Raw genomic sequence first — 21520 nt, 5'->3', positions numbered from 1 at the left:
AGGACGGCCAGTGGAGACATCGGTGGAGATGGGCATCGTCGCGACCGGTACCGCGTTCGGCACCCCGCGTGATGTGGCCGGGACCGCGCACGAGTACCTTCCCGATCCCGAGGCTGTCACCAAGCTGGGCTACGAGGGCTATCACCGGGTGGCCGACGGGGTGACGGCGGTCGACCTGGCGGCCGAGGCGTCCCGTGCCGCCCTGAAGAACGCCGGCCTCGACATCGCGGACGTGGACCTGATCGTCCTCGGCCACTCCGACATCCCCCAGTACCTGGGATGGGACCCCTCGGCGGCGATGGCCAGGGCGCTCGACGCCAAGGGCACCCCGACCGTGCTGTTCACCCAGTCCTGCGCCGCGTGGTCGTTGGCCCTGGACCACGCGGCCGGTGCGATGGCGCTCTCGCCCGACACGGGCACCGTACTGGTGGCCATGGTCAACGTGGTCAGCGAGACGCACACCAACCGGATGGACTTCAACGGCACCATCGCCAGTGACGGAGCCGCCGCCGCCGTCCTGCGCCGGGGGCATCCACGCCTCCGCCGGCTCTCCTCCGCCCACTTCACCAATCCCGAGTTCGCGGATCTGTTCCGTATCGAGATCGGTGGTTCCGCCCACCCCGTACCGCCCCCGGGCCGCACCCATCGCGACCTGGACCCGATGATCGCGGTCTACGAGCACTTCGGCGCGGACCCCGAGCGCTTCGGGCGGTTCATCGGGGAGGTCGTCGGACGGTTCACCGACGTGGTCGATCAGGCTCTGGCGCTGGCCGGCCGGGACCGGAGCGAACTGGCCCGGCTCGTCTACTTCAACGACAACGCACGGGCGATCCACGGTGCCGCCGACGCGATCGGCCTCCACGCCGACCGCACCAACGCCGAACTCGCCCGTCGGCTCGGCCACATGGGCGCCGCCGATCAACTGGTCTCCCTCCATCTGCACGCGGAGGCCGGAGAGCTGGCGCCGGGTGACCTCGTCGCCCTCGCGGGTGTCGCCTCCCCCGGCATGCACTGGTTCTGCACGCTCCTCGAGGTGTGAGACCGGAACATCGAGACAAGGCCCTGCTCCCCATGTCACGACCGCAGGATGGGAAACAGAAATGACCACCGAGTCCGGGATCGAGCCGGAGCAACTGATCAGGATCTCCGAGGACGAGATCGCCCGATTCGTCGTCGAGCGCTTTCTCTCCGATGTCGAGTGGACCGAACTCGACGCGGACTACGACCTGTTGACGACCGGGGTGATCGACAGCCTCGGGGTGCTGCAGATCGCGAGCTGGCTGGCGAAGCAGCACGGCATCACCCTGGCCGGCCCTGAACTGACGTCCGGGAACTTCCGTTCCGTGCGGACCATCCGGGCGACGGCCGAGCGGGCGGAAGCGGGTGGCGTGGCATGACCCGCTCACTCGTCGCATCGTTCACGGCCCGCGCGGCCGCCCAGCCCGACGCACCCGCGCTCATCTGGGAGGACCGTCCCGTAAGTTACGGCGATCTGTACGCCATGGCGGTCAGGGCGCGCGGCCAGGTCGAGGACGCGGCGCCGGACCCCGACCGTCCCGTCGGTCTGCTGGTACGCAAGTCACCGGAAGCCGTGGCCCTGGTCCTCGGCTGCCTGATGGCCGGCCGCTCCTTCCTCCTGCCCTCGCACGAGCTGCCCGAGGCACCCCTGAAAGCCCTCTTCCAGCAGGCGGGATGCGTGGTGGTGCTCGGCCTCGCCGACGCCGCACCCGTCGACCGGGTGGTGGATCCGGCCGGGGCTCCCCGGGGTGGTGAGGAGTACCCTCCCGCCGCGGCCGTCGACGACGAAGCCGTGACCTTCATGCTCACCACGTCCGGCTCGACCGGTCTGCCCAAGGTCGTTCCGCTGTCGTCCGGGGCGGTCGGCCGTTTCACCGAGTGGGCGGCCGAGACCTTCGGGATCACGACCGGCGTCGCCGTTCTCAACTACGCGCCGCTCAACTTCGATCTCTGCATGCTGGACGTGTGGACGACGCTGGCGTACGGCGGCACCGTCGTGCTGGTCGACCCGGGCAGGGGCGCCTCGGCCGGCTATCTGCGTGATCTGGTCGCCGATCACGCGGTGTCCGTGGTGCAGGGTGTGCCGATGCTCTTCCAGCTGCTCGCGGAGGCGACGGCGGAAAGCGGTCCTCTCGACACCCCCGAGCACGTCATCTTCGCCGGTGACAGCATGCCCGCTCGTGTGCTGGCCGGGGTGTCCGCCACCTTCTCCAAGGCGCGCTGGTACAACAACTACGGGTGTACCGAGACGAACAACAGCTTCCTCCACGAAGTGGACCAGGACCGGCCCCTCCGTACCCCGCTGCCGATCGGCCGGCCGCTGGCCGGTGTGCGCTGGCTGATCATCGGCCAGGACGGCCGGGCGCTGACCGGCCCCGGACAGGGCGAGCTCTTGGTCAACACCCCCTTCCAGAGCGCGGGATACGTGAACGCGCCCAACGGGAAGACCTTCGCCCCGCACCCGGAGGGCGCACCCGGCCTTGTCTACTACCGCACCGGAGACATGGTCACCCTGCACGAGGGCGGCGCCCTGAGCGTGATCGGCCGGACCGACTACCTGGTGAAGGTGCGGGGTTTCCAGGTCAGCACCCAGAGTGTGGAGCAGATCCTCCTGGACCACCCGGCCGTGGCCGAGGCCGCCGTCATCGCCCTCCCCGATCCGGTCGCCGGTCATCGCCTGCATGCCCGTCTTCGGCTGACCGATGCGGGAAGTGTGAACAGCCTCGCGCTGCGCCGCCATTGCTCGGAGCGGACCGTGCGCGCGGCGATCCCCGGCGTGATCGAGATGGTGACGGACCCGCTGCCCAGGACCTCCACCGGAAAGGTCGACCGCAACCGGATCAAGGCCTGCGTTCTCGCGGCCGAGGAGGAGCCGGCCCGGACACCGACGCCCTGAGGAGCCGCAGTTCGTCCGAGCGTGGCGGTCCGCCCGATATCTGGTGGACCGCCACGGCGGACGAGTTCGGTCGTCGGGCGGGCGGGCGGGCGGGGTGTCGGCGCGGTCGCCCGGGGGCGCGGTGTCAGGAGCGGGATATCGCGTCCTGAAGCGGCGGAAGAGGTTGCGGGCCACGTGGACGCTCGTCACGGTGGTGTTCCCGCTCCGAGCTCCCCTCGGCCTCGAAGGTGCGCAGCAGATCGGCCGCGACGGACACCGCGATGGTCGCGGGGTCCTTGCCGGTGATGTCCGCCAGCCCGATCGGGGTCTTGATCCGGTCGACGGCCGCCTCGTCGTGACCTCCCTCCGCGAGGAGGCGCTTGCGGAACCGCACCCACTTTGCCGCCGACCCGATCAGTCCGATCGAGCCGAGGTGGGGTGTCCGCAGGGCGGCGTCGCACAGAGCGGCGTCCTCGGCGTGATCGTGGGTCATGATCAGGACGTGGGCGCCGCGCGGCAACTCGTCGAGGACCTCCTCGGGCAGCAGCGGAGTGTGGTGTACCCGCACCTCCGCCACCGCGTCCGCGAGGACGGCGAGCCGCTCCTCGGCCAGGATGTCCGAGCGGCTGTCGACCAGATGGAGGTCGAGGTCCTGCCGTGCGAGGACGCGCGCCAGCTCCATCCCGACGTGCCCGACGCCGAAGATCGCCACCGCCCGTACCACCGGGAGCGGTTCGAGCAGCACCGAGACCGTGCCGCCGCAGCACTGCACGCCGTGCCGGTTGGTCACCTTGTCGTTGAGCGCGAAATCCAGCAGCTCCGGTTCGGTCGCGGACGTGGAGATCATCTCCCGGGCCCGGTCGATCGTGACCGCCTCGACGTTGCCGCCACCGATCGAGCCCCAGGTCTCGCTCCGCCCCACGACGAGTTTCGCACCGGCGTTCCGGGGGGCGTGGCCGCGCACGGTCGCGACGGTCACCAGCACGCCGGCCTCCCGGCGTGCTCGCAGCCGCGCCACCGCGCCGAACCAGGTCATGTCAGGCACCGCTCAACGCCGCTGTCCCGGTCGGAGTCCCGGCTTCGGTGGCGCACCCGTCGCCGGCGTGACCGTTCGGGGAGGGCGGGGAGGGGACGGCCCGACGGCTCGCCTCGATCGCCCAGTACACCGCCTCCGGCGTGGCGGGCGAGGCGAGTTCCACGCTCACGCCGGCCGGCCCGAACGCCGCGGCGGCCTGCCGCAGCGCCTCCCGTAGCGAGAACGCCAGCATCAGCGGCGGCTCACCCACGGCCTTCGAGCCGTAGACCGCGCCCTCCTCGGTGGCGTTCTCCAGCAGCCGTACGTGGAACTCCTGCGGCATCTCCGAGAAGCTGGGCAGCTTGTACGTACTGGCCGCCTGCGTCAGCAACCGGCCGCGGCCCGGCCCGTCACCGGTGTCCCAGCGCAGGTCCTCCAGCGTCAGCCAGCCCGCGCCCTGCACGAAACCGCCCTCGACCTGACCGATGTCGATCATCGGGGAGAGGCTGTCGCCGACGTCGTGCACGATGTCCACCCGCCGGACGCGGTAGGCGCCGGTGAAGCCGTCCACCTCCACCTCGGCCGCGGCGGCGCCGTAGGAGAAGTACTTGAACGGTGAGCCCTGGAACGCCTTCGCGTCCCAGTGCAACCCCTCGGTCCGGTAGAAGCCCGCCGCCGACAGCTGCACGCGCTGGAGGTACGCGGTACGCACCAGGTCGTCCCAGGCCAGCTCGTCGTCGCTGCCGAGGGCACGCGCGACGCCCTCGACGATGCGCACGTCCGAGGCGTTCGCCCCCAGCCGGCCACCGGCCACCTGGAGCAGCCGCTCGCGGATCTGCTCGCAGGCGTTCTTCACCGCCGCGCCGTTGAGGTCCGCCCCCGCGCTGGCCGCGGTGGCGGAGGTGTTGGGCACCTTGTCGGTCCGCGTCGGGGCGAGCCGCACCTTGTGCAGGGGGATGCCCAGCGTCGTCGCGGCCACCTGGAGCATCTTGGTGTGCAGGCCCTGGCCCATCTCGGTGCCGCCGTGGTTGATCAGGACCGAGCCGTCCTTGTAGACCAGGACCAGTGCGCCGCCCTGGTTGAAGGCGGTGAGGTTGAACGAGATGCCGAACTTGATCCCGGTGACCGCGAGCCCCCGCTTGGTGTTCGGGTGTGCGGCGTTGAACGCCGCGATCTCCCGCCGTCGGTCGGCCACGTGGCCGTCGGCGCACACCTGCTGCCAGACGGTGGAGATCCGTTCGGGGTGCGTGACCACCTGCCCGTACGGCGTCGTCTGCCCCTGCCCCGGCCGGTAGAAGTTGCGCTCCCGCAGCTCCATCGGGTCCAGGCCGAGCAGCGGCGCGCACCTGCCCATGATGTCCTCGATCACCAGCATGCCCTGAGGTCCGCCGAAGCCGCGGAAGGCGGTGTTGGAGACCTTGTTGGTCCTGGCGATACGGCCCGCGACCCGGGCGTTGGGGATCCAGTAGGTGTTGTCGATGTGGCACAGCGCACGGGCGACCACCGGCTCGGACAGGTCCAGGCTCCAGCCGCCGTCCGCGGTCAGGGTGGCGTCCAGGGCCTGGATACGGCCTTCGGCGTCGAAGCCGATCCGCCACTGGGCGTGGAACCCGTGGCGCTTGCCCGACATGGTCAGGTCCTGGGTGCGGTTGAGCCGGACCCGGACCGGCCGGCCGGTCAGCCGGGCGCCGAGCGCGGCGACGGCCGCGAAGCCGTGCGGCTGCATCTCCTTGCCGCCGAAGCCGCCGCCCATCCGCAGGCACTGCACGGTCACCTCGTGACTGTGCAGGCCGAGCACGTGCGCGACGATCTCCTGGGTCTCGGAGGGATGTTGGGTGCTGCTCTGGACGAACAGCTGCCCGCTCTCGTCGACCAGGGCCAGCGCCGCGTGCGTCTCCAGATAGAAGTGTTCCTGGTCGGAGAAGTGGAATTCGCCCGAGAACACGTGCGCGGAATCGGCGAAGCCGGCGTCGACGTCGCCGGTGAGCATCACTGGCCGGGCGCCGTGGAAGCTTCCGGCCGCGATCGCGTCCCGCAGCGCGATCAGGGAGGGCTGTTCGTCGAGGTCGACCTCGACGGCCGCCGCCCCGAGCCGGGCCGCCTCCAGCGTCTCGCCGAGCACCCAGGCGACCGCGTGGCCGTAGAACATCACCGTGTCGGGGAACAGCGGTTCGTCGTGCTTCATGCCGGCGTCGTTGACACCGGGCACATCGGCGCCGGTCAGCACACGGACCACACCGGGCACGGCGAGCGCGGGCCCGGTGTCCAGCCGGCTGATCCTGCCGTGGGCCTTCATGACCTGGACCGGGTAGGCGTGCAGTACGTCCTTCGTGCGATGGACCAGGTCGTCGGTGTAGAGCGCGCTGCCGGTGACGTGCTGGACGGCACTCTCGTGCGGCATCGACACGCCGACGACCGGCTTCTCGGGGCGCTGGGACAGCTGGCTCATGAGGAAACCGCCTCGGTGGTCTGCGCGTACAGCTTCAGCAGGCTCTGGCCCAGCATCGCGGAGCGGTAGGCGGCGCTGGCGCGTTGGTCGTTCATCGGTGTGCCCTCCGCCCGCAGCAACCGGGCCGCGGCCTCGACGGTCTCCGCCGCCCACGGCCTGCCCTCCAGGGCCTTCTCGGTGGTCAGGGCGCGGATCGGAGTGGCGGCGACGCCGCCCAGACCGATGCGGGCCTTCCGGACGATCCCGCCCTCGACGTCGAGCGCGAAGGCGACCGCCACGCTGGAGATGTCGTCGAAGCGGCGCTTGGCGATCTTGTGGAAGGCCACGACCGGCGACAGCGGCAGCGGGACGCGCACCGCGCGGATCAGCTCGCCGGGACGGCGCACGCTCTGCCGGTAGCCGGTGAAGTACTCCGCGAGGGGAACCCGTCGTTCTCCGTCGGCGTCGGCGAGCACCACCGACGCCTCCAGTGCGAGCAGCACGGGCGGGCTGTCCCCGATGGGGGAGCCGGTCCCCAGATTGCCGCCCAGCGTCGCGCCGTTGCGGATGAGCCGCGACGCGAACTGCGGGAACAGCTCTGCCAGCAGCGGGACTTGGCCGTCCAGACGGCGTTCGATCTCGGTGAGCGTCAGAGCCGCCCCGATCTCGACGGCGCCGGGCTCGACGCGCAGCTCCCGCAGTTCGGGCAGCCGGTCGACGGCGATCACGCAATCCGCCCTGCGGGCACGGATGTTCACCTCGACGCCCCAGTCGGTGGAGCCGGCGACCACCACCGCGTCGGGGCGCTCGCGCAACAGCCGCAGGGTCTCGCCCAGGGTGTCCCTCCGCAGGAACGTGCTGCCGTCCCGGACGTACTCGGTGGCGACGGGCGCGGGAGGGGACTGCGCACGACGCCGGGCGAGCGGGTCCTCGTCGGTGGGCGCGCCGACGGCGAACGCGGCATCGCGAATCGGACGGTATCCGGTGCAGCGGCACAGGTTTCCGCTCAGCGCGTGCAGATCGAAGCCGTTCGGCCCGTGCTCGGGGTCTGCGCCTTGGGCCGGTTCGGCGTGGGCGCAGCGGTCGGGCCGGTAGTACTCGGCGGCCATGCTGCAGACGAACCCCGGTGTGCAGTAACCGCATTGGGAGCCGCCGCGGACCGCCATCTCCTCCTGCACCGGGTGAAGCGTGCCCGGCGGGCCGGCCGCGCCGACGGTGGCGAGCCCCTCGGAGGTGACCACCTCCTGTCCGTCGAGCGCCGCGGCCGGGAGGAGGCAGGCGTTGACCGCCACCCAGTCGGTGGGCTCGTCCGTCCCGGGGCGGGCGACCAGGACCGCGCAGGCGCCGCACTCGCCCTCGGCGCAGCCCTCCTTGGTGCCGGTGAGGCCGCGCTCGCGCAGGAAGTCCAGCACCGTGGTGTGGGGCGAGGCCGGCGAGATCGGGGCTTCGGTCCCGTTGACCGTGATGCGTGGCGCCGTCACGACAGGCCCTCGTTCCGTTGCGCGGTGGGCCGGTTCATCATTTTCGTCGATATCTTCGTCAATGTCGGACAGCTCTCTTGATTCGGACGCGCCACGGGAGAGGAGCGGGCGCGAAGCGGCGCACGACAGTGGTGCGCCGCTGAAGAAGTGACGGAAAAGGGGGCAGAGCGGCGAAGCGGGGCAGCCGAAAGGTGCCACGGAAGGGCGCAGGAGAAGGGGGCGCGCTCAGCAGCCGTGCGCGATACGCCCCGGGACCCAGGCGGTGCACTCGGCGAGGCGACCGAGGTCGGAGTAGGTGAACATCAGCTGGTCGCCTCCTTTCGAGGGCCGGGGGCCGAGGGCCGAGGGCCGGGGGTCGGCGGTCGGCGGTCGGCGGTTCACGGCAACGTAGTTGCTCCCGTCAGGGAGGTCAAGAGGCCGTCCGGCGCCGCACCTCGCGTGAGCGCCTCCAGGAACGAGCATGGGGGTCTCTGTCCCCGAACCCTGGATTCCGGTCGGGTTGCTCTTCGTCCTCATGGTCTGGCCCGGCGGACCCGTCCATCCTGCGGGCCGTCGTCGCAACTCTTGACGATGGTCGTGAGGGCTCCCCATACTGACGGCCAAATCGATTTGGCCAAATCGATTTGGCCCTCCGTTCGGGGCTGGATCGCGGCTGATGTCCGAGCGTTCGTCACGCCCGAATGGAGCTCCAACGTGTCCAGTCATCGCCAGCCCGCACCCGGAGCGGAACAACAACCACCGACGCCGGAGCCGGTCACGCACGACGCCCCGCGTCCCGCCGACGCCCCGCACTCGGCCGACGAGTCACGCCCCGCCCCGCACTCGGCCGACGAGTCGCGCCCCGCCGTGCACCCCGTCGACGAGTCGCGCCCCGCCGTGCACCCCGTCGACGAGTCGCGCCCCCTGGGGCGGATCGTCCTCTTCGGGCTTCAGCACGTCCTCGTCATGGCCGCCACCCCCATCTCGGCGATCTTCCTGATGAGCGCCACCCTCCGGCTCGACGCCGGCCTGACCGTGAACCTGCTCTCGGCGGCCTTCGTGCTCTCCGGCGTCGGGTCGCTGATCCAGTCGCTGGGGCCGTGGAAGTTCGGTCCCCGGCTGCCGTTCGTGATGCTGCCCGGCGGCGCGCCGCTCATCCTGTTCATCGCCATCGCCGAGCAGCACGGTCTGCGCACCGCCACCGGCGCGGTCATTCTCACCGCGGCCTTCTACTTCGTCGTCCTGCCGGTCTTCTCGCGGCTGCTCAGGTTCTTCCCGGCCCTGGTCATCGGCACCATGATCGTCATCGTCGGGGTCAACCTGGTGAAGGTCGGGGCGGTCCTCGTCACCGGCCGGCCCGGCGAGCCCGGATTCGCGAACACGACGAACCTCGCGCTCGGCATGGCGACGATCGGATTCACCGTCGTCTTCTACCTGCTGTTCACCGGCATACTGCGGCAACTCGCGGTCATGCTCGGACTGGTCGCCGGCACGGTGCTGGCCGGGTTCCTCGGCCGCATCGACCTCGGTGGCGCGGCCGAAGGCGGTCTGGTCAGCGTGCCGGAGCTGATGCCGTTCGGCTCGCCCCAGTTCAGCCTGATCGCCGCCCTGCCGCTGATGCTCTACAGCCTCGCCTCCATGGCGGAGGCCACCGGCCAGACGGTCATCAACGCGGAGGCCGTCGGCAAGGAGATCGACACCCGAACCGACGTCCCCAGGACCGTCCGCGGTGACGCGGTGACCTCCCTCTTCGGCGGGTTCTTCGGGCTGCCGCTGATGGTGACCAGCGGCGAGAACATCGGGATCGTCCGGGTCACCGGCGTCCGCAGCCGCTACGTGACCGCCGCCGCCGGGGTGGTCCTCATCGTCATCGGGTTCCTCGCGCCGGTGACCCGCGCGATCAGTGTCGTCCCGTCCGCCGTGGTCGGCGGCACGGCGATGGTCGTCTTCGCGGTGATCACCGTGCTCGGCGTGCAGATGCTCGGCCGTTCCGACCTCGACCAGCACACCTCCACGTTCATCTGCGCCGTCGCCCTGGCGCTGGGCCTGCTGCCGATCCTGATCCCCGGCGTCTACGCCGGCTTCCCGCCGAACGTCCGCATCCTCCTCGAAAGCGGCGTAGCCGTCGGCGCGTTCGTCGCCGCCGTACTCAACATCCTGTTCCACCACCTCAGGCCGCGCGTCACCGCCCGGCTGACCGCCTCACGCACGGAAAGCGACCGATGAACCAGCTCACCCGCGACCACCTCGACTCCTCCGGCCCGCTCCTCCTCGTACCCGACGCCGTGCTGCTGCCGGAAGGGCCCATCGACGGATACGCCGTCGTCGTCGCCGACGGCTCCTTCCGCGCCGTCGGACCCGCCGATGAACTGGCGCGTACACACCCGCACCTCGACGCCGTCACGCTGCCCGGCCATCTCCTCATGCCCGGCTTCGTCGACGCCCACCACCATCTGACCCAGAGCTTCGGCTCCGCGCTCGCGTTCGGTGAGCCGTCGGAGATCTTCCGCAGGGTCTGGGTCCCGCTGGAGGGGGCGCTGGACGAGGAATCGGCCTATGCCGCGGCCAAACTGGCGGCGCTGGAGGCCCTGCGCGGCGGCTTCACCACCGTCACCGATGCCGGTACGCGCGCCGATGTGGACGTCGACATCGTCGCGTCGGCCGCTCGTGACGCCGGAATCCGCTGCGTACTCGGCCTCGTCTGCAACGACGTCGCCGACGGCCCCGCGACCGCCGCCGAGGACTCCGCGAGTACCGCCGTCCTCGAAGGCGCCGAGAAGCACCTCGCCCGGTACGACGGCGATCCGCTGATCCACGCCTCCCTCGCCGTCTCGATCCCCGAGGCGGCCACCTCGACGACCCTCCACCGCACCGCACGTCTCGCGGCGGAAGCCGGCGCGATCGTGCAGATCCACGTCAACGAGCACCTGGCCGGTGTCGAACGCTCCCTCGTACGGCACGGACTGCGTCCGCTCGAACACCTGCACAGGATCGGCGCGCTCGGCCCCCAACTGCTCGCCGCCCACGCCACCTTGCTCACCCCCCGCGAACTGTCCCTGCTCGCCGACACCGGGACCGCCGTCAGCTACAACCCGGTGGCCAGCGCCTGGAAGGGCAACGCCGTCGCCCCGGCCACCGCGATGGCCGAGCGCGGCATCCGCTTCGGGCTCGGCACCGACGGCACCCGTGGCGACGGGTTCCGGCTCGCGGACGCGGCCGAGTTCGCCCAGCGGATCGCCTACGGGCTGGCCACCGGGGACTCGTCGTGCGGCGCCGGCTGGACCTGGCTCGAACACGCCACCGCCGGCGGCGCCGACGCGGTCGGCCTCGGCGCCCGCACCGGCACGGTCGCCGAGGGGCTGGCCGCCGACTTCCTCCTCGTCGACATCACCACCCCCGAGCTCGCCCTCTCCCGGGACGTGCCGTGGGAGCTGGTACGCCGGGGCAACCGCGACCAGATCACCGCCGTGTTCGTCGCCGGAGAGCTACGGCTGTGGCACGGCCTGCCCACCGGCTGGGACGGCCCGGCCTTCGTGCGGCAGGCGGCCGAACTGGCCCGTGCCGCCGTCGAAAGGGCGCCCATCACCCGCGTACACCCCACGTCCTCGGCGGCACGGCAGGGGAGTATCGCGTCCTCGGCGGCACGGCAGGGGAGTATCGCGTCCACGGCGGCACGGCAGGGGGGTACCGCGTCCACGGCGGCACGGCAGGGGAGTACCGCACGGTGAGTACGGAAGCACTGGTGGTCCTCGCCGTCACGGTGGCCGTCGCCGCGTTCGTCCAGGGCAGCAGCGGTCTCGGCTTCGCCCTGATCGTCGCGCCCGTGGCCGGGATCCTCGACCCGGGTCTGCTCCCGGTGTTCGTCCTCGCGGCCATGATCCCGCTCAACCTGTACGTCGCCTGGCGCGAACGCGCCTCGATCGACCTGCGCGGCGCGGGCTGGATCACCGGGGCCCGGCTGGCCGCCACGCCCGCCGGGCTCGCGCTGCTCTGGCTGATCCCGGACCGCAGCATCGGCCTGTTCGTCGGCATCGCCACCGTGCTGGCCGCGGTCGTGAGCCTGGTCGCCCCCGCCTTCACCCCCGGCCGGGCGGCCTACCTCGGGGCGGGCGTGGTGACCGGACTCACGGAGACCGCGACCGGCGTCGGTGGCCCCCCGCTCGCCCTCGTCTACCAGCACCGGCCGCCCGCGGAGCTGCGCTCGACCGTCGCCGCCTGCTTCCTCGTCGGGGAAGTGGCCTCGCTGGGCCTGCTGTTCGCGACCGGGGAGGGCGAGCCCGGACACCTGGGTCTCGCGGTGGCGCTGCTGCCGGTGATCGCCGTGGGCGCGTGGCTGAGCCGGCTGGTGCACCACCGGCTGGACGCCCGCCGCATGAGGCTGTGCGTCCTCGTCTTCGCCCTGGTCTCCGGTCTGGTGCTCATGCTCGGGCTGTGACCCGCAGCGACGAGGCGCGCGGAACGACCCGCGGCTCGGGCGCCGTCGCCACCGTGGCGGCGGCGCCCTCACCGCGCAGCCGGCCGAGCAGCAGCTCCACCGCGGCTGCCGCCGCACGGTCCAGATGAAGGTCCACGGCGGTCAGCGGCGGCTCGCAGGTGCGCGCCCGCAGCCCGTCGTAGCGGGTGACCACCATGACGTCGCCCGGTACGGTCCGCCCGCTGTCCCGGATCGCCCGCACCGCGCCCACCGCGAACGCGTCCACCAGCGCGCAGACCGCGTCGGTCCCGGGGTGCTCGGCCAGCAGGGCGGCACAGCTCTCGTACCCGGCCTGCTCGCCGCCCGCCTCGGGGGCACTCGCCACGACGGGCTCCCAGCCGTACCGCTCGGCGACCCGCTCGTACGCGGCGAGCGCGTCGACCGACGAGTGGCGTGATCCGGAGCCGACGATCAGCGCGGGCCGCCGGGCGCCCTGCTCGCGCAGATGCGCGAACAGCAACTCGGCGACCGGCCCGCCGCGCAGATCGACGTACGGCGACGTGTCGTCCGGCGACACCGGCCGGCCGAGTGACACATAGGGCAGGCCCCGCTCCCTCAACTGCGCCGCGGCGGCGTCGTTCACGTCCGGCTCGACGACGATGGCGCCGTCGATGTCGACGGAGTACAGCGCGGCCCCCGACTGCACGGGCGGTACGAGCACCAGCGCGTAACCGTGCAGCAAGGCGCTCTCCGCGGCGGCGGCGGCGATCTCCATGTAGAACCCGAGCCGCGACGGCCCGCCGACCACCGCGAACGGCATCGAGGAGGCGAGCGCGATGGCCTTCGCCTCCCCCCGGCGCAGCCGCTGGGCCCGGAGGTTGGGCCGGTAGCCGAGCTCGGCGGCGACCCGCTTGATACGTTCCCTGGTCCGCGGATCGACCTTGCCGATCCCGTTGAGGGCGTGGGAGACCGTCGTACGCGACACCTCGGCGAGCCGCGCGACATCGGCGATCGTCGGTGGCCGCGAGCCGGGACCGGAGGTTGGCATCGACGGACACTCCTTGCGGGCTGAGGACGGGGCACCCCATCTTCGCCCACCGGCCTCCCGGCCCCGCAGCTCCGGCCGGGTTCCTGGCCCTGTCGCTCCTGGCGGCCCGCGCGATCCGCCACAGGCAAGCACGCGGAGCCTCCCGCGCCGAACACCGTCCCGCATCCGCACCCGGCCGCGCCGGCGATTCTGCGCGACCGCGCTTCGGGTGACGACAACTGTTCGACGACGGGCCCCGGCCCTGCGGCCGCCATCTCCCGGGCCCGGTCACCCCGCCTTCGGGCCCCTCTCCGCGCTAACGTGCCATCAGCTCGATCCCCAGCGGCATGAGGAGACCCGAGGACCGCATATGACCCGAGGACCGCAGATGACAGTGCAGCCACGTGAGCAATGGTCCACCCGCACGGGATTCCTGCTGGCGGCCATCGGTTCGGCCGTCGGGCTCGGCAATATCTGGCGGTTCCCCGCCATCGCCTACGAGAACGGCGGCGGCGCCTTCCTGCTGCCGTATCTCATCGCTCTCCTCACAGCGGGCATCCCGCTGCTGATCATGGAGTACACCATCGGGCGGAAGTACCGGCTTTCGCCGCCCGCCGCGCTGCGCAGGATGGCGCGGCCGGCGGAGGCCATCGGATGGTGGCAGGTCGTGATCTCCTTCGTGATCGCGACCTACTACGCCGTCATCATCGCCTGGGCCGTCCGTTATGTGGGCTTCTCCGTCGGCCGGCAGTGGGGTGACGAGCCGGAGGCGTTCCTCTTCGGCGACTTCCTGCGGGCACCGGAGACACCGGGCTTCATGGACGGCTTCGTCCCCGGGGTGTTCTGGCCGCTCATCATCGTGTGGGCGGTCGTGCTGGTCATCCTGGCGTTCGGTGTCCGGCGAGGCATCGAGCGAGCCAACAAGATCTTCATTCCCCTGCTCTTCGTCCTGTTCGCCGCGCTGGTGGTCCGCGCGCTCATGCTGGACGGGGCGGCCCTCGGACTTGACGCCCTCTTCACGCCGGACTGGTCGGAACTCGCCAACGGCAGCGTCTGGGTCGCGGCCTACGGGCAGATCTTCTTCTCGCTGTCCATCGGCTTCGGCATCATGGTCACCTACGCGTCGTACCTGGGCCGCCGGGCCGACCTGACGGGCTCCGCGATGGTGGCGGGCTTCGCCAACAGCTCGTTCGAGATCCTCGCGGGCATCGGGGTCTTCGCGACCCTGGGCTATCTGGCGACCGCTTCGGGGGTCGGCGTCGACGAAGTCGCCGGCGCGGGCATCGGCCTGGCGTTCGTCGCCTTCCCCGCGGTGATCTCGGAGATGCCGCTCGGCGGCCTCTTCGGTGTGCTGTTCTTCGGCTCCCTGGTGATCGCGGGGCTTTCGTCGCTGATCTCCATCGTGCAGGTGGTCGTCTCCGCCGTGCAGGACCGGACCGGCATGCGCCGTATGCCGGCGGTTCTGAGCATCGGCGGTCTGATCGCGCTGGTGTCGGTCCTGCTCTTCCCGAGCAAGTCCGGCATCTACCTGCTCGACGCGTCCGACCACTTCATCAACCAGTACGGCATCGCGCTGGCCGCCCTGGTCGCGCTGATCGTCGTCGTCTGGGTGCTGCGGCAGTTGCCCGGCCTCCAGCAGAACGCCGACGCCACCTCCGCCGTCCGGCTCGGCCGCTGGTGGCGCATCTGCCTCGGCGTCATCACACCGCTCGTGCTGGGCTGGATGATGGTCGACAGCCTGCGGACCGAGTTCGAAGAGAACTACGAGGGCTACTCGACCGGGTTCCTGCTCGCCGCGGGGTGGAGCGTCGCCATCGGAGCACTGCTGGTCGGGGTGATCCTCACGCTGATGCCATGGCCGGCCGGTGGTGAGGACGTCGACCTGGACATGGAGTCGCCAGCCGACCGGAAGGACCGCTGATGTCCACCAGCGCCATCGTCATGATGATCATCGCCATTCTCATCGTCTGGGGTGGGCTGATCGCCGCCATCCTCCGGCTGAGAAAGCACCCGGACGCCCCGGATCCCCTGCCGTCCGGCTCCCACCCGGCCGAATGACCGGGCCCCGGCGGTAGCGTCGCCCCGCTCACCCGGGGCCCTCTGCCGGTCCGTGCGCACACGGCCCGGCAGAGGACGGGCCGGGCACCCTCGGCGCTTCGAGCCCGGAGGCGCCCGCCAGGCCCGCGACCTCTGCCCGCAGCGCGGTGACCTCCGCCGTCAGGGCTTCCAGGAGGGCCGTCTGCTTCCGCCCCTCGGCGTTGTCCCGCTCGAATCGCGAGATGAACCAGGCCGCGATGTTCGCCGTTACGACGCCGAGCAGCGCGATGCCGGAGAGCATCAGCCCCACGGCGAGCAGACGGCCGAGTCCGGTGGCGGGCGCCAGGTCTCCGTATCCCACCGTCGTCATGGTGGTGAAGGACCACCACACCGCGTCCCCGATCGTGCGGATGTTGCCGCTCGGCGCGTCCCGCTCGACCTGGAGCACCGCCAGCGAACCGAACATCATGAGGCCGACGACGGCCCCGGCGACGTAGACGGTCATCGTGATCTGCGGGGCGTGCCGGGCCCGCCGGCCCACCAGCAGAAGGGTGGACACCAGCCGCAGCAGACGCAGCGGCTGCACCAGCGGCAGGACCACCGCCAGCAGATCCAGCGGGTGGCTGCGGACGAAAGCCCACCTCCGGGGAGCGAGCAGCAGCCGCGTCACGTAGTCACCGGCGAACGCCGCCCACACCGCCCACTCGGCCGCCCGGCACGCCGTGTGCGTCCAGCCCGGTGCGTCAGGAGCGAGGACGGGGACGGCGTAGGCGACGGCGAACACCACGGCCAGCGCGAGCAAGGGGGTCCGTGTGCGCTGTTCCCACTGGTCCTGGGCGATTCGATACTTCATACGGGCATCGTAGGAACTGGACGGGCGGCACCCCCGGGGGCCTCCGTGCGTGACCCCGTACGGGGCGCCGATCGGTGACGTGGGCCGGAAAGGGCTGTCCCGGCCAGGCGGGCAGGGCGACGGCCCCGTCGCCTCCTCTTCGTCGCCGACCGGCGAACCGTTCGCGGTCAGGCGGTGTAGCCGCCGTCGACCGCCAGTGAGGTACCGGTGATCCACTGGGCGTCCGGGCCGGCGAGGAAGGCCACGGCCTTCGCGGTGTCGGCCGCCGCGCCCAGCACCTTCGCCGCGGTCCTCAGCCGCTCCTCCTCCGCCTCCTCGGTGCCGTCCGGGTTCATGTCGGTGACGGTGGGCCCGGGGTCCACGATGTTCGCGGTGATCCCCTTGGACGCCACGTCGTGGGCCAGGCCCTTGGTGAAGCCGATCAGCGCCGACTTGCTCATGGCGTACAGCGTCACGCCGGGGACCGGCACGCGGTTGGCCCAGCAGCTGCCGATGCTGATGACGCGGCCGCCGTGTCCCAGGTGGGGGATGGCCGCCTGGGTGGCCAGGAAGACGGCGCGCACGTGGACGGCCAGCGTGCGGTCGATCTCCTCCGGCGTCACGCCCTCGATCGGGCCGTAGGGGAAGACGCCGGCGTTGTTCACCAGGATGTCGAGCCGGCCGAGCTCCACCGCGGTCTGCTCGACGGACCGGACGACGGCCGCCGGGTCCGCGCTGTCGGCCCGGATGGCCAGGCCCCTGCGTCCGAGCGCCTCGATCGCCTTCACGACCTCCCGGGCCTTGTCGGCCGCGCTCACATACGTCAGGGAGACGTCCGCGCCCTCCTCCGCCAGTCGGAGGGCGGTCGCGGCACCGATGCCGCGGCTTCCCCCGGTCACCAGTGCCACCTTGCCCGCAAGCTGAGCCATCTCGCTCCATTCACGCTAGGGTTGAGTTCTGGGTCGAACGATCCAGAAATACTAAACAGGCAGGATGACCGAGGGTCAACCCATCCCCGAGGAGGCAGACATGGCCGAAAGAGGCCGACCGCGCGCGTTCGACCGGGCCGCGGCGCTGCGGCGCGCGATGGTGACGTTCTGGGAGCTCGGTTACGAGGGCACGAAGCTCACGGACCTGACCGCCGTCATGGGCATCAACTCCGCCAGCCTGTACAACACCTTCGGCTCGAAGGAGCAGTTGTTCCGCGAGGCCGTCGAGCTCTACGACCGCACCGCGGGCTCGGCGACCAACCGCGCGCTGCGCGAGGCACCGACGGCGCGGGCCGCGGTGGAGGCCATGCTGCGCGGCAACCTCGACACCTTCACCGAGCCGGAGACCCCGAGCGGCTGCATGATCGTGCTGGCGGCCACGAACTGCTCGCACCAGAACAAGCAAGTCGCCGACCACCTGGCCCAGTGGCGGCGGACCTCGGTAGCGGAGCTGGAGAAGCGGCTGGGGCGGGCCGTGGAGGAGGGCGAGCTGGAGCCGGGGACGGACGTCCGCGCGATCGCCGCCTTCTACGCGACCGTCCTGCACGGGCTGTCGATAGAGGCCCGGGACGGCGTGCCCCTGGAACGGCTCCGCTCCACCGTGGACCACGCCGTGGCCCTGTGGGACTCCCTGGTGCGACAGCCGGCCGGACAGCGGTGAGGGGGCGCCCGGCTGTATCAGGGCCGGACGCCCCCTTGTACGCCGGGCGGGGTCACCCGCAGGCGGCTGTCCCCTCGACCGCCTTGGTGTAGGCGACGAGCAGTTTCTCGATGGCGGCCGGGTCGTCGACGCCCGAGTCGCGGGTCTCGACTGTGATGTAGAGGTCCTGCTCCGGATGCTCCGAAGCCTTGCAGGAAGGGACGGTCTTGCCTACGCCGGCTTGCCCGGTGTGGACGAAGCGTTCGTTTTCCGACATAGTCCCGTCGTCCGTGCCGGGGTACGCCTGCGAGACCGCCGCCGTGGTGTGCCCCTCACTCCACCAGGCCTGCGCGAGGCTGAGGACCAGCTTGCCGTCCACGGACAGGTTGCAGCGGATCGTTCCGCCGTTCGGTTTCTGGGTGGCAGTGGTGAGAGAGTCGCCGCCGGGCAGTACGGCCTTCACCTGTGCGGGGTCCACGGTGATCCCGCACAGGGAGGCGGGCACGGTGTACGCCTTCTTGGGCGGGGCGTCGCCGGAGCACGCCGACAAGGTAGCGGCGAGAGCGACGGTGGCTGACACGGAGACGATCCTGCCGATGAACCGGCGACGGCGAGGAGTTCCACTGACAGACAACGCGAGAAGCCTTTCGATGTGGGGGCGGGGAAGACGCGGCAGGCGCTGTCCCCGGGAATGCGGTCAGATGTCCGTCTTCAAATGGGGGTTCATCTGCTCGGTGCTTGTACCGGCGGCCAGGAACCCGTCCTGGGTGGCCCTGCGGGCCTTCTCGTCGATGCTGTTGTCCATCAGGTCGTCGCGGCCGTGCGCCTTCGCCGCTTCCTCTACGGCTTGCTCGGTGTATTCCGAGTTCTTCTCGACGCCGTTCTCCCACAGTTCGCCCATGACAGGGCCGGCGTCGTCCTTGGCCTTCCCCTCGGCGTCCTTGAAGAAGGATTCCAGGACCATGCTGCTCGCCGTCTCCGCCAAGCCACCGGCCACCGCGCCGCCGACCGGGCTGGCGACGAACGACGTACCCACGCCAATACCCGTACCGATGCCCCCGGAGATGGCATTCTTCCACTGCGCCACGGACTGCTCGTACTTCTTGTCCTTTTCCTCGGCTTCGCCGGCGACCGCCTCCTGGCGGCCGATGGCCAGCGTGCCGGACACCTCGCCCGAACCGTGGGCGATCTCACGGACGGCGAACTCCGTGTCCTTCGAGTAGACCTTGTCGGCCGGCAGATCCGGGTTCATGTGGTAGTCCATGAGGTTCGCCATGTACTGCTTGTTGGCCACCTCCACGGCCGCGTACCCCTCGGCGTTCTGGCCCACGGTCAACAACAGGGCGTTGACATCGCGGTGGTTGAGCGTGGCGGAGCTGCCGGCGACGGGGAACAGCTTGTCCGTTTCGCCGTCCGAGTCGTTCGTCATGGCCCGGTTGATGTCCGGCAGGTACTCCGAGGTGATCTGCCCGATGCTGTCGGTCATGTAGTTGTGCTTGGTGAGCCGTTCGTTGTCGTCCGCGACGGAGGCCACGAGCGACTCGAAGAGCTTGGTCTGCCCCTCGTTGTGGGCCGGAGTGTCCACCGTCGGCAGCTCGCCTGCCGGGTGCCCGGTCGTGGCGGCCTCCAGGGCGTGGGCGAGGGTGTTGCGGCCGGTGTTGTCGTCGTCGCCCTTGAAGTTGGTCTCCTGCGGCCACTCCCGCTCCTCGAAGAGGTACTGGAAGTTGGAGAGCGGAATCTTCCCGTTCTTGCCGTTGCCGTCGGTATCACGCTCGAAGGGGGAGTTCTCCTTGGAGATGTACTCCTGGTTGAAGAAGTCGGTCGCCGCGTCCGGGCTGTTGGAGAGGCCCTTGAGGTAGCCGGTCAGCGGGTCGTCGCCGCTGTCCTCGCCGATCCGGTTGAGCCACGGGTCCGGGCCCCGGTGCTGCCACGCCATGTTCTCGTGCTCGCCGTTGCCGGTGAGCCTGCGTTCCGTCTCCATGAGCTTGTTGCCGTAGCTCTTGAGGAACTGGTCGTCGTAGTCGCCGGTCCGCATCAGGTTGCTCATGACCTGGAAGCCCATGGGGCCGCCGCCGTCCCGGCCGATGGGCTGCTCGCCCAGCTTGATCATGTTGCCCTTCCAGCTCGTCATGTCGGCGGAGTCGCTCTGGGTGGCGGTGGCGAGCGTGAGGCCGAGATTGCGCTGGAGGTCGTCGAGCTTGTCGAGCCGTTCGCTGCCCACGTGCGGGTTGACGGCCGGGTCGTTGATGCCCTGCCAGAATTCCAGGGTCTTCTTGGGCCCGAGCTGTGTGGCGAACCGCTCGGCGAACAGCGGATCGTTCTTGTACTTGTCCAGACCGTTGTTGATCTTGTCGAAGTCGGCGGGGGTGAGGTCCTCGGGGTTCTTCGCCGCGATCTTGGCGAGGTCCTCGGCCGCCTGGACGGCCTCGACCGCGGAGTCACGGTCCTTGTAGGAGGCGTCCGAGAAGCCCATCGTGGACTGGTTGGCAATCGCGGTCAGTACCTTGCTCGCCGAGGTGTCGCTCTCCGTGGCCTTCTTGAGAATCCCCTGCACTTCGTCGCGCAGCGCGGTGACATCGCTCTGGTCGTGCTCCGGGACGGAGGTGCCTTTCGCCGCTCGATCCGGGTGGATGTTCATCGTGACGGTGAAACCGCCGCCGCCGTTGTCGACGACGGTCAGATTCTTCCGGGCTCCGCGGCTGATGGCCTCCTCGACGTCCTTCTTGTGCTGCCGCAGCTCGTCGCGGGTGTCGGTGAGGATCTTGTGAATGGTGTTGGCCTGGGTGTGGGCGTCGGCGAACTCACCGGCGGTCTTACCGACGAACTCCTTGGTGACCTGGGCGTTCAGGCCGGCCCAGTCGGCAGAGTTGGCGGCTTTGCGCAATCCGCTCTCTGCCTGCTTCTTCAGTTGCACGAGGTTGCGTACGAGCAGGCCCCAGTCGGAGACGGCTTCGTCGAGCGTCGCGAAGTTGCCGAAGCGCAGCGCGTCAAGATCCATGAGTGGTCGTTTCTCCCTGTGCGTCCTGGTCGCGCTGCTACTTCTTCTGCTCGTACGCCGGGTTCTTCTTCCCTGGCCCGCCGGCCCGCTCGTCGAATCCGGCATCCAGGGCGTCGATGCTGCTCATCTGCCGCTGGATGTAGTGGTCGTCGCCGGCGTGCACCTTCTTGGTGACCTGCATGTGGTTGGCGATATGGGCGCAGGCGTCCATGAGCGACTTCAGCTGCTCGTCCCACCGCTTCGATACGTGCTTGAGTCCGCCGCCCAACGCGAAACCCTGGCCACTCAGGTCGCCGGCCGCTTTGTCACTGCTGGGAACGGCTACCCGGGCCTTGCCCCACAGCTCGTCGTAGAGGCCGTGTGCCTGGCTGCCGATCTTCACCAGATCGCCGTTGGTCACCTTGAGGTCACCGGTCTGTCCGGGCAGGGCCGCCGAGCCGCCGCCCCCGGGGTCGAGCTGGTTCAACTGCATCCCGGTGGACTGCCGATGGGCGGCGTCCGCCTTCAGCTGTTCCCACTCGTCCCATGCCATGGAAAACCCTTCCCCCGCGTGTTCCGCTGCTTTCCGTCGCGCCCGGTGGGCGTCTCTGTCTCAGGCCAAGCTAGCAACTCGACCGGGTGGCCGAGCGGGGGAAGCCCGATCCTCGGGCCGTGGTTGTGACCATCTCGTGGAGACGTCGGGGGCCAGCGCTGTCCGATGTCCCGGGATCACGTGATGGGTTTGCGTCCGCGCCCTGCGTGGCCCGCTGGTACGCCCCGGCGGGCCACGCGAGCGGGCCTACGGACT

General features: G+C 70.6%; 19 protein-coding genes. 9 read left to right on the top strand and 10 right to left on the bottom strand.

Annotation, left to right across the window (positions count from 1 at the left end; all coding sequences use genetic code 11):
- Nucleotides 1–10: 10 nt before the first annotated feature.
- From ACH4KB_RS07390 to ACH4KB_RS07380, 3 genes are all read left to right on the top strand, one after another.
- On the top strand, nucleotides 11–1039 hold the full coding sequence (locus tag ACH4KB_RS07390; RefSeq protein ID WP_398064508.1) for a 3-oxoacyl-ACP synthase III family protein: 1029 nt from the start codon (nucleotides 11–13) through the stop codon (nucleotides 1037–1039).
- Between the two features lie 61 nt (nucleotides 1040–1100).
- Nucleotides 1101–1397, top strand: a complete 297-nt coding sequence (locus ACH4KB_RS07385) for an acyl carrier protein (protein ID WP_398064506.1) — start codon at nucleotides 1101–1103, stop codon at nucleotides 1395–1397.
- Entirely contained in the window at nucleotides 1394–2914 is a 1521-nt protein-coding gene (locus ACH4KB_RS07380) for an AMP-binding protein (protein WP_398064504.1), read from the top strand. Before ACH4KB_RS07385 ends, ACH4KB_RS07380 begins: the two co-directional genes overlap by 4 nt.
- Nucleotides 2915–3038: 124 nt before the next feature.
- Here ACH4KB_RS07380 and xdhC read toward each other — a convergent pair whose 3' ends face one another.
- From xdhC to ACH4KB_RS07360, 4 genes are all read right to left on the bottom strand, one after another.
- Nucleotides 3039–3929: a xanthine dehydrogenase accessory protein XdhC gene (xdhC, locus tag ACH4KB_RS07375; protein WP_398064502.1), complete on the bottom strand. Its 891-nt coding sequence runs from the start codon at nucleotides 3927–3929 to the stop codon at nucleotides 3039–3041.
- 1 nt (nucleotide 3930) lies between these two features.
- The gene (gene xdhB, locus ACH4KB_RS07370; protein ID WP_398064500.1) at nucleotides 3931–6357 is read right to left on the bottom strand and encodes a xanthine dehydrogenase molybdopterin binding subunit; all 2427 of its coding nucleotides are present in this window, start codon (nucleotides 6355–6357) and stop codon (nucleotides 3931–3933) included.
- Nucleotides 6354–7817 (bottom strand): xanthine dehydrogenase small subunit, encoded by a 1464-nt coding sequence (locus tag ACH4KB_RS07365; RefSeq protein ID WP_398064498.1) that lies wholly within the window; start codon nucleotides 7815–7817, stop codon nucleotides 6354–6356. Before ACH4KB_RS07365 ends, xdhB begins: the two co-directional genes overlap by 4 nt.
- Nucleotides 7818–8042: 225 nt before the next feature.
- Nucleotides 8043–8198 carry a hypothetical protein gene (locus tag ACH4KB_RS07360; protein ID WP_398064496.1) on the bottom strand — a complete coding sequence of 52 codons (156 nt, stop codon included), beginning with the start codon at nucleotides 8196–8198 and terminating at the stop codon, nucleotides 8043–8045.
- Nucleotides 8199–8693: 495 nt separating this feature from the next.
- Between ACH4KB_RS07360 and ACH4KB_RS07355 the strand changes: the two genes are divergently transcribed.
- The 3 genes from ACH4KB_RS07355 to ACH4KB_RS07345 are packed head-to-tail and all read left to right on the top strand — an operon-like array spanning nucleotide 8694 to nucleotide 12231.
- Complete coding sequence (locus tag ACH4KB_RS07355) at nucleotides 8694–10022, top strand: uracil-xanthine permease family protein (RefSeq protein WP_398064687.1); 1329 nt, start codon at nucleotides 8694–8696, stop codon at nucleotides 10020–10022.
- Complete coding sequence (locus tag ACH4KB_RS07350) at nucleotides 10019–11524, top strand: amidohydrolase family protein (protein WP_398064494.1); 1506 nt, start codon at nucleotides 10019–10021, stop codon at nucleotides 11522–11524. Before ACH4KB_RS07355 ends, ACH4KB_RS07350 begins: the two co-directional genes overlap by 4 nt.
- A complete protein-coding gene (locus ACH4KB_RS07345) occupies nucleotides 11521–12231 on the top strand; it encodes a sulfite exporter TauE/SafE family protein (RefSeq protein ID WP_398064492.1) in 711 nt (236 codons plus the stop codon). The genes ACH4KB_RS07350 and ACH4KB_RS07345 overlap by 4 nt, the downstream gene beginning before the upstream one ends.
- Here the strand turns inward: ACH4KB_RS07345 and ACH4KB_RS07340 are convergent.
- Nucleotides 12215–13258, bottom strand: a complete 1044-nt coding sequence (locus ACH4KB_RS07340; RefSeq protein WP_398064490.1) for a substrate-binding domain-containing protein — start codon at nucleotides 13256–13258, stop codon at nucleotides 12215–12217. The genes ACH4KB_RS07345 and ACH4KB_RS07340 overlap by 17 nt on opposite strands.
- A gap of 367 nt (nucleotides 13259–13625) precedes the next feature.
- Here ACH4KB_RS07340 and ACH4KB_RS07335 point away from each other — a divergent pair, with 367 nt between their 5' ends.
- The gene (locus ACH4KB_RS07335) at nucleotides 13626–15158 is read left to right on the top strand and encodes a sodium-dependent transporter (protein WP_398064489.1); all 1533 of its coding nucleotides are present in this window, start codon (nucleotides 13626–13628) and stop codon (nucleotides 15156–15158) included.
- Nucleotides 15158–15295 (top strand): methionine/alanine import family NSS transporter small subunit, encoded by a 138-nt coding sequence (locus ACH4KB_RS07330; RefSeq protein WP_398064487.1) that lies wholly within the window; start codon nucleotides 15158–15160, stop codon nucleotides 15293–15295. The genes ACH4KB_RS07335 and ACH4KB_RS07330 overlap by 1 nt, the downstream gene beginning before the upstream one ends.
- A 28-nt stretch (nucleotides 15296–15323) precedes the next feature.
- On the opposite strand, the gene ACH4KB_RS07325 is transcribed toward ACH4KB_RS07330, so the two are convergent.
- Complete coding sequence (locus tag ACH4KB_RS07325) at nucleotides 15324–16127, bottom strand: potassium channel family protein (protein ID WP_398064485.1); 804 nt, start codon at nucleotides 16125–16127, stop codon at nucleotides 15324–15326.
- A gap of 167 nt (nucleotides 16128–16294) precedes the next feature.
- Nucleotides 16295–17035: an SDR family NAD(P)-dependent oxidoreductase gene (locus tag ACH4KB_RS07320; RefSeq protein ID WP_398064483.1), complete on the bottom strand. Its 741-nt coding sequence runs from the start codon at nucleotides 17033–17035 to the stop codon at nucleotides 16295–16297.
- 100 nt (nucleotides 17036–17135) lie between these two features.
- Here ACH4KB_RS07320 and ACH4KB_RS07315 point away from each other — a divergent pair, with 100 nt between their 5' ends.
- Nucleotides 17136–17756, top strand: a complete 621-nt coding sequence (locus ACH4KB_RS07315) for a TetR/AcrR family transcriptional regulator (protein WP_398064481.1) — start codon at nucleotides 17136–17138, stop codon at nucleotides 17754–17756.
- A gap of 52 nt (nucleotides 17757–17808) precedes the next feature.
- On the opposite strand, the gene ACH4KB_RS07310 is transcribed toward ACH4KB_RS07315, so the two are convergent.
- The 3 genes from ACH4KB_RS07310 to ACH4KB_RS07300 form a co-directional block, all read right to left on the bottom strand.
- A complete protein-coding gene (locus ACH4KB_RS07310; protein WP_398064479.1) occupies nucleotides 17809–18369 on the bottom strand; it encodes a hypothetical protein in 561 nt (186 codons plus the stop codon).
- Between the two features lie 63 nt (nucleotides 18370–18432).
- Nucleotides 18433–20733, bottom strand: coding sequence for a hypothetical protein (locus tag ACH4KB_RS07305; protein ID WP_398064477.1), 2301 nt, complete (start codon nucleotides 20731–20733; stop codon nucleotides 18433–18435).
- A 37-nt stretch (nucleotides 20734–20770) separates the two neighbouring features.
- The gene (locus ACH4KB_RS07300) at nucleotides 20771–21265 is read right to left on the bottom strand and encodes a hypothetical protein (RefSeq protein WP_398064475.1); all 495 of its coding nucleotides are present in this window, start codon (nucleotides 21263–21265) and stop codon (nucleotides 20771–20773) included.
- Nucleotides 21266–21520: the final 255 nt, after the last annotated feature.

It is taken from the genome of Streptomyces sp. NPDC017520 (assembly GCF_044329855.1).
GTDB lineage: Bacteria > Actinomycetota > Actinomycetes > Streptomycetales > Streptomycetaceae > Streptomyces.
Note: the sequence above shows the minus strand (reverse complement) of the source record. Positions and strands in the feature narration are given on the sequence as shown.